The sequence below is a fragment of the Pediococcus parvulus genome (assembly GCF_964063155.1).
GTDB lineage: Bacteria > Bacillota > Bacilli > Lactobacillales > Lactobacillaceae > Pediococcus > Pediococcus parvulus.
Genome location: NZ_OZ061292.1, coordinates 444,465 through 457,034, shown reverse-complemented (window position 1 = coordinate 457,034; position 12,570 = coordinate 444,465). Strand labels below are relative to the sequence as shown.

Here is a 12,570-nt window from a genome sequence, read left to right as displayed (position 1 = left end):
TTTAAACTCTTATATCATGCCGTAGTTTTCAACCACTGCATGATATAATTTGCAACACTTTCAGAGCTTCTACCAGAATTATAAGCACAAAATTTCTTATAAAAACTTTCCATTCTTGCTGATGGCTTATTGTTCTCGCCTAAACTTTCATCTACTAAGTTAAACAGTTGATTCTGATTCCAGGCAATTTCTCCTGGTAAATCAGTTTCATAGTTTAAATAAAATCCTCGAAGGTCATCTTTATACTCATGATAATCGTATGGGAAGAATACAATTGGCCGTTTTAGGTACGCGTAATCAAAGAAAACAGATGAATAATCTGTAATTAACACATCCGATATTAAATATAAATCTGAAATATCTTGATATCTTGAAAAATCTAACACTTTACCATCGTACTTACTTAAATCTAGTTGACCTATAATCAAGTAGTGCATTCGTAAAATTAAGATGGCATTTTCGTCCAATTTTTCAAGTAATTTATCAATTGCAAATGGCATTTTAAATAGGTATTCACCTTTTGCCGCAAAGGAATTATCTCGATATGTTGGCGCATACATAACGACTTTTTTATCACTGGGAATCCCTAGTTTTTGTTTTAAGTTGCGAATTTCATCTGAACTTGAATTAATTAATTTATCATTTCGCGGATAACCCACTTCTAAGAACTTATTGTGATAATCAAAAGCCTTCCGGAAAATATTTGTTGAATAATCATTTGCAGACACTAACGCATCCCATCGATGCGTTTCGTTCACAAAATTTTGGTGGTACATATCAGTCGTGGTATTTGGCATAGTTGCCTTCTTTATATCCAAACCAAGCTTTTTTAAAGGTGTCCCGTGCCAAGTCTCAATATATTGAACGTACGGCGGTTTCTTAATCCATATAGGTAACCGTGTATTAATCACCCAAACGCGCGCTCTTTGCATGCTCATAGCCCATTTCAGGCTTCTTCTAATCATATATGGAATATTATTTTTTTCACAAAACTCTTTTTGACTTAGTCTGATTGACCAAATACAATTTACGCTGGAATTATTTTTTAGTTTTTCATAAATAGCAAACGGAGAATCGCTAACTTGTCTTCCCTGAAAACTTTCAAATACTATTGTTGGATTACGATAAGGCTTAAATCTAAGCTTCATAATATTTCTAATAATTATGGTTCGTCCTCTGCGCACGAACCCTTTTAATAATTCAATTGATGAATTCATCATATTCATATATAACTTCTCCCTAAAATCTTAATCATCTGTTGTGTGTTCAACAGGACTTCACGAAGTTACCTAAACCCTGTTTATCATACTTTGTTATAATTAGTCTATGCAGGTTATTTTGTTGAAGCGAATAATATAATTATATTGTGCTTTATGCAAATAGTAAATAAGTTCCTGTATATCTTATGGGGAAAGGATGATCCGAAGTATGTCACAAATTATCAAAAAAAGTAAATCATCAAAGAAAGCAGCGTTCTTTATTTTAGCAATAATATTTATTTTCTTTTTATTACTAGCTACTGTCACTCCATTAAGTGGTGATGACTGGACTTGGGCTTCGAAAATCGGAATGCATAGATTGTCCACGGGATTTGTCGGATATAACGGACGATTACTTAGTAATATACTAGAAATTATTATTACAAGAGTTTTCTTCATTCGAATTTTCCTGTACGCAATATTAGGCACAATGTTAATAGGCTGGACAAGTAGACTTGTTTTCTATCAACATTCTGCACATGCTTGGCACTATTTATTAACCATCGGTCTTTTTCTTACTATGTCAACTGAAATATATTCTCAAACTTTTGGTTGGTTCGCCGGATTTATCAACTACATATTAGGAATGTTGCCTGTATTTTATTTTATCTACTGGCTTGAAAAACATCTACTCGTAAAGAATAAAACTCATTTACCCACATTATTTGGTATGTTCATTTTAGGAATTACTTCGTGCTTAATTATTGAAAATATAACAATCTATTCAGTAGTTTTAGGAATTGGAGCAATTGTCTACTTCTTGGTTATTAATAAATCACAGTTACCAAGCATTATTGCTTATACACTCGGTACTGTGCTTGGTGCTATAACTATGTTTAGTAACCCGATTTACGTCTCAGCACTATCTGGAAAAGACAATTTTCGCCATGTCGCATTTGGAGTACAAATGTGGAATACAATCGTAAAAATATATTCTACTAGTATGTATAAATTTGTTTTTCAAGAAAACGGCGTTATTATCTTTATAATCAGCACTTGTTTAATTGTTTGTATGTGGCAAACAAAATCAAATTTGATTGTTTCGTTTTTGAAATTTTTGTTAAGTCTTATTCTTTTTAGTTATAGTTTTTTTGCCGCTTTTATCCGTAATTTATTTTCATCAGCAAATTTCGATTCACAACTAATACTCAATATTCTTTCAATTTTTAGTATTGTTTTTGTGGTAGCACTTTGCTTATCGCTTGTTTTCGTTAATAGTCTACCCCTGCGCACGAAGTTAATCTTTTATATTGCGTCAGCACTCCTTTTGTCGGCACCATTTGCAGTTATAACACCGTATGGTCCTCGATGCGCCTTTGCAACCGTTTCTTTTATGATTCTTGCAGCGCTTGAATTAGTAAATTACATTTCTAGTTTAACCATTAAAATTGATCATACTCATAAATTTAAATACATGCCACTTATATTTGGAACGTTTTCCATGATATTTGTTTTAGGAATCATGACTGCAAACGGGTACGTTAATCATTACCGTCCTGCTGCCATTAGTTCCCAGCTAAGACAAAGAAAAACTACAGTTTATGTCTCAAGACTACCATTTCAACAATATAATTGGGATACATCCCCTATGCCTAATCGTGTTCAACATCTTGTTTATATGCGAAGAATGCATATTCCTGAAAAAACGCATAATTTAGTCTTTGTTCCTTTTAAAGATTGGAAAAAATACCAAAAATCCTTTTAATTTTGCCTTTAATTAATAATCGGACACTTTATGTTGATTACTTGCTTTAAATTTCTACTTAAAATTGCACACTTTTGCTGTACTTTGTACTGTCTGTTATTCATATACTTCAAAAAAAAGCATCGATAGAAATTTTTCCTATCAATGCTTTTTTTGCGAGTTGTTTCCTATAAGCGTTCATTAATTTGTTATTTTGTCTAACTTATAAACTATCTTTCCGTCACGGAAAGTTTTTATAGTTTTTAAGTGGCTATGCGTTAATTTCTCATCATTAATTTTATCTTTCTTGCTAATAGTTAATATATAATCGTGAGCAGCGCGGTACTCCTTTTTTATTTCCGTAATATTTCTTAAATAGCCATATTTTTTCTTTGGACCCATACTACTTGAAAATTCCGCTTTTTTCTCTTGAGTTGCTAAATATTGTTCATGATCAACTGGTTTTTGATAAACTCTAAAATACACAAAATTTCGAGAAACTGGATTTGTAAACAATAAACTTTTCTTTCTTTTTTCCATAAATTGATTAATATTTTTAGTATTTTTCATCGAAAATTGTCTGACATTACCTGTTCTGTATGCAGAACTCACTTGAAAATATTGATGCACAAAGACGCTCATGGGTAACACAGATATTACTAAAAACAAAATTATCCAAATATATCTAGGCAGATGGCTAGCTACAACGTACATACCTATTCCACTCAACACAATCAACGGAACGTGAATTAAATTTCAATGCGTAAAATTGGGAACTGTAATCAATGCAACAGGGACAAATGTTATTAATGCAATCACGCAAATATTTTTTAAAACCATTAATTTATTAGGTAATAACTTTTTACTTGATAAAAGTCCAATTATTACAAAAACAACTAAAACCCATGGGAAAACCATACCAAATGGTGCAGTTGAATTTCTACTGAGACTGTCCGTTCCACTCCAATACATTTGGCATCCGGAAATAAAATTATGCAACATTGTATTAACAACATTTCCGGAAAAATCAATTAGAGATGAAGTCCGGCTTTGAGGCAATGGCGGGACATCCATCCATAAAAACTTAACTGGTTTCGAAATATGCTTAATAAAAATACTAAATGCAAAATATATCAAAGGTAATACCATAACCAAGATACTAATTAAGTACACCACAATCATTTTAATATTTAACAAGTTACTTTTATATAAAAAAACTGCCAGAACGAAAAGAAAAACCGGCAAATAAAGCCAAGTTGCAATGTATCCATATGTTGCCAAGCCCATTAATAATGCCGAGGCAAATAATCCTAAAATTTGTTTCCATTTTTTGCTTTTCTCAAATGAAAATAATAGAGCCATTAAGGAAAATCCTACAAATAAAGGTGCGATATTGGCATCAAGCACCCATCGAGCCATTGTAAACCACCAAGGCGAAGTTATAAATGCTAACATCATTAAAAAAGTAGCCAAATAATTCTTGCTTACATGTAACACGTATCCGCATATAATAAAAATCAAGACCACTGACAGAAACGCCATTGGAAAGCGAAAATTAAAAAAATTAAATCCAAACATTTTAATAACCGGCCGTACAATAAAACTATACAAAACAGATTGGCCTTGCCCCCATACTGAGGAGAAATAAATTGGATTATGCAATCCATGAATGTCTGTTCCAAAATTTGTAAAACTTATTACTTCACTAGCATAGTTTGCCTCATCAACAAATAGTGCTGGCACAGTTGCAATTTTATAAAAGACGGCTACTACATATACTAGAGATAAAATAAGTGAAACCATACAAAAAATAAATCCGTGTTTTTTCGTTACTAAAACATGCTTTCTTAATCTGTTAAGTATCCGATTCAAGATTTAATCCCCCAAAATATAATCTTTGCTTAGTTTAGCATAAGATACCAGTGTTTAAAATGCTACAAAAAAAGAATTGACAGTCAGAACCACCAATCCTTCTTTTAAAAATTCGATTTGTTTTAAAGAAAATCATCAAATTACTTTTCAAATATTATTTGGCAAACATAGACAAGAATGTTTTATAAACAACGGTAGCCGTATTTTTACCGTCATATGGCACAAATTTGTCTTTAAATTGTTTATACTTAGACCCATATTTCTTCCAGTAGCTGTCGCCCTTACTAATTTCTTCAAATAAAGATTCAGCAGTTTTGACAATGGGTCCCGGGACTTCCTTAGTAAAATCAAAGTATACTCCCCGAAGTTCTAAATACTTTTCCAGATCATAGCAGAAGAAATAAATTGGCTTATCAGTATTTAAATAGTCAAACATTATTGAAGAATAATCAGTTATCAGCATGTCACTGGCAACCATTAACTCCTGCACACTTGGGTAATTCGAGACATTAATAATGTTATGTTCCATTTCTAGCGGTATACGAAGCTTAGACGCCACGACAACATGTTCGCGCATTAGGAGGATATAGTTGTCACCCAGTTGCTTTTCGAACTTTTCAAAATCAAGTTGATTATCCATTACAAATCTACCACCAGATTTTTCGTAATCTCGAAAAGTTGGCGCATAAAGTATCACTTTTTTGCCTTTTTCTATTTTTAACCTATTTCGTATTTTTCGTCTAATGTCATCAACATTGTCTGAATAAAATATATCGTTTCGTGGATACCCTTTTTCAATTACTGGTCCTTCGTAATGGAAGGCTGAGCGAAATGCCTTTGTTGCATAAGGTGAGGGAGATACTAATGCTGACCATTGATTTTTTGCATGGGTCACGCGGTCCAAATACCCTGCCGTTCTACCTTCAATGACATCTTGATCATGTTGCATTTTTTTCAATGGCGTGCCATGCCATGTTTGTAAATAATCTGTTCCTTTACGCTTCGTCAAATAGGTTGGAAAATTTTGATTATTGATCCAATAACGACTAGTTGCTAGATAACGATAATAATCAAAAGAAAGCCGTTTAACAATTTTAGTATGTGGATTAACACTTAAGGGTTGATTATTCTTAGAAACCCATACATATTCAAATTCAGGGTGTAATTTAACCATTTCTTCGTAAATAACTCGTGGAGAATCCTCATACCGTTTCCCAACACTGCTTTCAAACAACACTCTATTCTGATTAATTGGACTGAAATGTGACCAAACCCAGTAAAGAATCTTCATAGTTGGAAAATACAACTTACGATTACGCCTGAATTTTTTTTGGAGTTTCATAATAACTTCATTACTTAGAATTTTTTCTTTAATCGACTTATCCTTTAGGCTTGTAACAGCCTGAAAGATACGATCACACGAATGTGTATCACGGTTTTCAATAAAGCGATCCGCTTTTTGTACATCGCGCTCTTTCATTAAAAAGTTGTTTTCTCCATATTGAAAAAGATTCTGAAAAATTCCATCTAATGAATCAGTAATTGGCCCAGGCAGTTCATTATCAAGATCAATATGAGAGGCATATTTTCCGATAAATCTAGTCCTGTCAAACTGATAATAAAGAACGGGACGATGTAAAAAACTGAAATCAAATGCCACACTTGAATAATCAGTTAACATCATTGAACTTTCTTTAATCAGGACCTGAACATCAATTTCCCCTTGGTGAACAATAGTAACGGGTGCATCTTTAAAATAATCAATATACGCCTGCATGTTAGGGTGCAAACAGAAAATAATCTCCATGTTATAACGATCAGAGAATTTCTTTAAACGTGGATCAAACAGCAAATCATGATATCTAGTTAAATACTCACTTTTTGAAAAAATCTCATCATTTGTAAGCCAGTCACGCCACGTTGGAATAATCAGTAATTGTTTTTTTACGGGTAAATCATTTTTAAACAAACTGTCAAACCTTGCTAGCCCCGTAACAGCCACTTCTTTGTCTGAATAACCTAAATCAGTAATAGCAATCTGTTTTTCTTTTTCCGAACTAGTAATAAAAAGATCCGTATAGAAACCGTTTACCACAGACTTACCATAAAAAGGTGTAATATTTTTTGTGCCAAAAACACCGTGCTGTAGAAAAATTCGCTTTGCGTGGATATGATTTTCATATATTTTACTACGGATTGGGTACAAGAAATCCGGATGGTGCGTACCACAAATATACTTTGCTTGAATAATCTTTTGGAAGTGTTCAGCAGATCCAAACGCAATTACATTTCCTAAAGGTTCAACATTACGCCGTTCAACAGAGTCACGTCTAATAACATAGTACGCCTCAATTTCTGGATGTTTTTCTCTTAAGTATTTAAAAAAACGGAACCCATTATCTTGGGCTTTATATGAGCGTTCGCCAATAATCCAAATATTACGATTTGCACCCTGTTTAGCAACCGAACGCCAGTTATGCTGATGCGCACGAAAGTATTCATATGCTTCTTGTTCGTAAGCATTAAAATTGAATGATAAATTAAACCCCTTAATCGTGAAGTAAGGGACAAGAGACAGCCATTGTTTTCTATTTGAATCTTTTAAGGCCATTTCACCTTTTAATTCATGATTTGTCATAAAGCGAGGATTTCCCACACGAATTCTTATCGGTGCATCTGTATTAACTAAATTACCTACAAAGTATAAATCCAATGCTAGTTCGTTAGACTGGTCTAATTTCTTCAGATAATCACCAATTTCCGTCATCTTTAAATTAACCTTGTAGGCATACCTATGAATATTAAAGTATTTTGTTTCCTCAATTTCATAGTCAAAGTCTTGGCTATAAGCCTTTTCCCCACTACGTTCTACAATTTCTAAATGACAATCTTGAAGCGGGAAAAATAGAGTATCAAAAAAGCCTTCAATTGAAACGGATTCTTCTTGAACTTGAATTTTACGAATTAATGTATAATTCAGGTACTGATGCAAACTAATATCTCGATCAAAGAGAAATGCCAACGCGTTTTTCTTTGTAAAATATGGTCGAAAAAAGTGTTTTCTTTCTTTATCCCAAATTTTATTAAATCCGTTCAAACTCCATTCTTTCGTGAGCGGAATTTGGAGGCTGCGTTCAAATGATTTAATTTCTCCTGTGTTGATATCTACACGAGTATATTCCTGCACAACACGAAACTTAGGCATACTCTCGTTCCACTCTTCAGAATTTCCCACTTCGTCCAAGATTTCCCCCAGATCTAGTGAAAAAAGATAATCTGTCGCCGTTTCTTTAACCTCTTGTGTCTCCTTTGTGAATGAAAAAGACTGAACTTCATTTTTCAGAAGAAGTTGCAGATTTTTAACCCCATTTTCCTGTGTTTCGTTAATTGAAAGTTTTCCAGAGTCAATTTTCGCTTTTAATTTTTCCAAAAAAACTCCTCCCAATACCAAAAATCCATTTTTAAAAAATCCAGGTTTTTAAGATGATCAATGTTGGATTCAAAGCACCATCCTACTCTCATCATTTCTAACCCTATCACAAGAGTTTGCGCACCATTGTTATAAAAAAAGGGCTTCTCACAATTAATAGAGAAAGTATTTCCACCTTCACCTATCAATTACAAACAGGCCCTAGTAATCGTTAGTTCTCTTAAATTTGTTTATTTAAATATCTGTCCTGCCCCTGAAGTCTTTGGATACACCGGATGTAAAAGCACACTAGGATCACTGATACTTTTAGTTACTGAATGTCCAGATACTGTTACAAAGGCAAAGAATAACATCACGAACAGAGCTACTAAGATTAGCCACTTACTTGCAGCTGTCATTTTGCTTGGCAAAACCTCACCATAAAATAAATTATGGGTTGCTTTCTTTGCCTCATGTTCAGCAATTCCTTCTTTTTCTTGTGTTTCTTTGGCTACTTGTTGTTCATAGGCGTTAATATCAAAATTAAGTTGTAACTGCTTCTTTTCTTTTTGATAATTGGAACGCCCTTTTGCAGATTTTTTCTTGAAATCAGCTGAAAATTGACGATAAGCATTAACAACTTCTTCTGTATCGCCAAGCATTCTTAGATCTCCGAAGTGAATCCAAGCAGTTCGATCGCACAACATTTCAACTTGTTTTAAAGAATGACTCACAAATAAAATTGTTTTGCCTTCTTTTTTGAACTGCTCAATTTTGTCTAAACACTTTTGATAAAAAGTATCATCACCTACAGACAAAGCCTCATCAATAATCAAAATATCTGGATTAATATGGACAGCTATCGCAAATCCTAACCGCGATCGCATACCAGATGAATAATCTTTTACAGGCTGATCAATAAAATCACCAATATCAGCGAATTCAATAATATCATCCCGGACAGCATCAATCTCCGCAAAAGACATCCCTTGCATAAGCCCTTTTAACCGAATATTTTCAAGCCCTGTCAAGCTCCTCTTCAAACCAGCGCTAATTGCAACGATTGAAGTATCCCCACGAACATCTACAAATCCTGTTGTTTGCGGAATAATTCCAGAAATAATATTTGACATCGTGGACTTACCAGAACCATTAACTCCAATAATCCCAACTGACTCGCCCTTATAAATTGTTAAACTGACACCCTTTAATGACCAGAAATGAGGAACATTGTCATGTTTTGTCAGATTAAAAAATGATTTTAGTTTTTCACTTTTTGTTCTATAAAGATCGTATTCTTTGGTTACATTTTTTAGCTTGATCTTATATTCTTCAGACATAATTACATATTCTCCATTTTCTAAATCAAATCAACAAAGTTAGCACGGAATTTATTATGCAAGAACGTACCGACCGTCATTACGATAAACACAAACATCCAAAACACAATGGAGATTGTAAGATTTGGTTCTTGCCAAACCCACCCTTTATTTAGTAAAGACTCTCTCATTCCGTTAATGATGTAATAGAATGGATTCAATTCCAAAATTCTGATTAATAGTACAGGAAAGTTTGAAGTTGCAAAATTGAAGAGGACACCACTCATATAAAAGAGCATTCTCAAAATTGATTGTAACGTAATTTGCCAATCTCGCACTAAAACAGTAACAGTTGAATTAAAGATTCCCAATGCGTAAAGTAACGCCATCATACAGATAAAGTAATAAATAAACTGAATCCATGAAACTGATGGATACATATGGTTCACTAGCATTAAGAAGACAGAAAATGCGAGCATTGTCCAAAAACTAGCTAAATTACCAACTATCTTAATAGAAGGTAAGATACTAACTGGAAACTTCATCTTAGAAGCTAAACCAACTTCTTGGTACACACTCTTAGAAGCATCCAAAACACTTCTGTTCATAAATAACCAAGGCGTAATTCCAACAACCATCCATGGTAGATATGGAACACCTGGCATAGGATCGCCACGTTTTAAAGCAACACCAAACACTAGATAATAAATTCCAATTTGGATAAGTGGGTTTAAAACTTCCCAAGCTAATCCCAAATAATGACTTTGGTACGTAGCCCTATCGCCAAATTTTGCCATTCTTCGAATAATTTTATAGTTTTGAAATTGTTCGGAGATTATCTGAAACATTGTATGCATTTCGTTAACCCCTTAATATTAGACATTTGATAATTCACATTTTGATAGTATAGTCGATTAATTTTCATCCGTCAACGAAGCTTACAACTTATGAAAGCATCACTATATAGTGTTGGCACTCGTTATAGGCTAAAATCTCTCTTCCATTTCGCCTTCACTCATGACTTCAACACCTAGCGTCTGTGCCTTTGACAGCTTACTTCCAGCATCAGTCCCGGCAATTAACAAATCAGTTTTTTTAGAAACCGAGCCCGTGACATCCGCACCCAAGTTTTCAAGCTTTTCTTTTAATTCGTTACGTGTGTAATTTTCAAGCTTTCCAGTCAAAACAACTGTCTTACCATTAAAGTAATTATCTACTACTTGTGTTGCAGTTGGACCGTTATAAGTCATATTGACCCCTGAAGCTGCTAATTCTTCTATAGTATTCTTTGCCGCATCACTTTGAAAAAATGTCACAATGTTAGCAGCTAAAATATCCCCAACCGCATCAATGGCCGTTAGTTCCTCTTCACTCGCTGTTGCTAAGCTATCCATTGTCCCAAAGCTCTCTGCCAGGATTCTGGCCATTTTCGTACCTACTCCTGGGATTCCAATTCCGTTTACCAAACGTTCCAAAGAATTTTGCCGACTATTATTAATCGACTCCAATAATCCGTTAATCCGTTTCTCTTTAAAATTATCCAATTGTGCTAAATCATCAGGATTCAGTGAATAAAGATCGGAAAAGCTACGTACTAATTTATGGTCGAAAAATACTTGAATCAAACGCGGACCTAATCCATTAATGTTCATTGCATTTCGCGAACCGAAATGCTCTAAACGTGCCACCATTTGAGCTGGGCAATCAGGATTAATACAGCGCAATGCCACCTCACCGTTTAAATGGACCAGATCACGCCCGCATGATGGACATTGCGTTGGAATCTGTAATGGTGCACTATTCTCGTCGCGTTTATCCAAAATTACTTCCGTAATTTCAGGAATTATGTCACCCGCCTTATGTAACTTCACGGTGTCCCCGAGGCGTACACCCTTAGCCGCAATTTGATCCACATTATTCAGCGTCGCCCGTGCCACTGTGGATCCAGCTAATTGCACCGGATCCATAATGGCAGTGGGTGTCACAACACCTGTGCGCCCAACGGTCCATTCAATTTCACGAATCACTGTCAAAGCTTCTTCAGGTGGAAATTTATAAGCAATTTCCCACCGGGGCACCTTGACTGTGTGACCCAATTGGCCTTGTAAATCTAAATCATTCACCTTAAGTACAATCCCGTCAATGCCATACGCAAGCTGGTCACGTTGGGCTTGATAGTCATCAATGTACTCCCAAACTTCATCCAAATTATGGCAGACCCGTTGTGTGGGATTTGTATTAAAACCAAGTTCTTCAAGCGTTTCGATCGCTTCGTGTTGAGTAGTCACTTGCAGATTATCAAACGTACTGATGGTGTAAATAAATGTGTCCAATTTACGCGCTTTGGTCACTCTGGTATCGAGTTGCCGCAAACTACCGGCCGCTGCGTTTCGTGGATTAGCAAACACCGCCTCACCGCGCTCTTCTTGCTGCTTGTTTAAATCGGCAAAGGCTTGCTTTGGCATATAACATTCACCACGAACTTCAATAGAAACCGGTTTTGTTAAAGTCTGCGGAATCGAAGTGATGGTCTGCAGGTTCTTGGTAATATCTTCACCAATCGTCCCATCACCACGCGTAGATCCACGCACCAATTTGCCATTTTCGTAAACTAAGGAAATCGCCAAACCATCAATTTTCAATTCGACGTTATAATCGACAGGATATCCCACATTTTTTTGAATTCGATTATCAAATTCAACTAGTTCATCTTTGGAAAAGACATCGCCCATTGATAACATTGGAATTTCGTGTCGCACCTTTGTAAAGCCACTGAGGACCGCTCCACCAACACGTTGCGTAATTGATTCTGGTGTCACAATTGAAGGAAAGGCGGCTTCTAGCTCCTGCAAATCACGATATTTTTCATCATAAACACTATCTTCGACTTCCGGGTTATCTTTTGTGTAGTAATCTTTTCCCCATTGATTCAGTGTCTTCCTTAATTGTTGGGCAGTATCACTCGCTTCTTGTTCAGAATATTTTGAAGTTGGTTTTGGTAAAGCCATTTTAATTCCTCCACACTAA

The 12,570-nt window shown here is 34.9% G+C and carries 8 protein-coding genes; 1 reads left to right on the top strand and 7 read right to left on the bottom strand.

What is annotated here, in order from left to right:
- Positions 1–14: 14 nt before the first annotated feature.
- Positions 15–1,148, bottom strand: a complete 1,134-nt coding sequence (locus AB3217_RS02160; protein WP_232310791.1) for a CDP-glycerol glycerophosphotransferase family protein — start codon at positions 1,146–1,148, stop codon at positions 15–17.
- Positions 1,149–1,428: 280 nt separating this feature from the next.
- Here AB3217_RS02160 and AB3217_RS02155 point away from each other — a divergent pair, with 280 nt between their 5' ends.
- A complete protein-coding gene (locus AB3217_RS02155; protein WP_068805652.1) occupies positions 1,429–2,964 on the top strand; it encodes a DUF6056 family protein in 1,536 nt (511 codons plus the stop codon).
- A 180-nt stretch (positions 2,965–3,144) separates the two neighbouring features.
- On the opposite strand, the gene AB3217_RS02150 is transcribed toward AB3217_RS02155, so the two are convergent.
- The 6 genes from AB3217_RS02150 to ligA form a co-directional block, all read right to left on the bottom strand.
- A complete protein-coding gene (locus AB3217_RS02150) occupies positions 3,145–3,675 on the bottom strand; it encodes a hypothetical protein (RefSeq protein WP_367365619.1) in 531 nt (176 codons plus the stop codon).
- 24 nt (positions 3,676–3,699) lie between these two features.
- Positions 3,700–4,815, bottom strand: coding sequence for a hypothetical protein (locus AB3217_RS02145; RefSeq protein WP_317762724.1), 1,116 nt, complete (start codon positions 4,813–4,815; stop codon positions 3,700–3,702).
- 154 nt (positions 4,816–4,969) lie between these two features.
- Positions 4,970–8,245: a CDP-glycerol glycerophosphotransferase family protein gene (locus AB3217_RS02140; protein WP_367365618.1), complete on the bottom strand. Its 3,276-nt coding sequence runs from the start codon at positions 8,243–8,245 to the stop codon at positions 4,970–4,972.
- A 230-nt stretch (positions 8,246–8,475) separates the two neighbouring features.
- Positions 8,476–9,564: an ABC transporter ATP-binding protein gene (locus AB3217_RS02135; RefSeq protein WP_260267898.1), complete on the bottom strand. Its 1,089-nt coding sequence runs from the start codon at positions 9,562–9,564 to the stop codon at positions 8,476–8,478.
- Between the two features lie 20 nt (positions 9,565–9,584).
- A complete protein-coding gene (locus AB3217_RS02130) occupies positions 9,585–10,400 on the bottom strand; it encodes an ABC transporter permease (protein WP_068805637.1) in 816 nt (271 codons plus the stop codon).
- Between the two features lie 129 nt (positions 10,401–10,529).
- Complete coding sequence (gene ligA / locus AB3217_RS02125; RefSeq protein ID WP_260267897.1) at positions 10,530–12,551, bottom strand: NAD-dependent DNA ligase LigA; 2,022 nt, start codon at positions 12,549–12,551, stop codon at positions 10,530–10,532.
- Between the last annotated feature and the right edge of the window lie 19 nt (positions 12,552–12,570).

Coding starts and splice junctions, on each gene's coding strand:
- AB3217_RS02130 (WP_068805637.1), bottom strand. CDS start 10,400: ATGCATACAATGTTTCAGATAATCTCCGAACAATTTCAAAACTATAAA.
- AB3217_RS02135 (WP_260267898.1), bottom strand. CDS start 9,564: ATGTCTGAAGAATATAAGATCAAGCTAAAAAATGTAACCAAAGAATAC.
- AB3217_RS02155 (WP_068805652.1), top strand. CDS start 1,429: ATGTCACAAATTATCAAAAAAAGTAAATCATCAAAGAAAGCAGCGTTC.
- AB3217_RS02160 (WP_232310791.1), bottom strand. CDS start 1,148: ATGAAGCTTAGATTTAAGCCTTATCGTAATCCAACAATAGTATTTGAA.
- ligA (WP_260267897.1), bottom strand. CDS start 12,551: ATGGCTTTACCAAAACCAACTTCAAAATATTCTGAACAAGAAGCGAGT.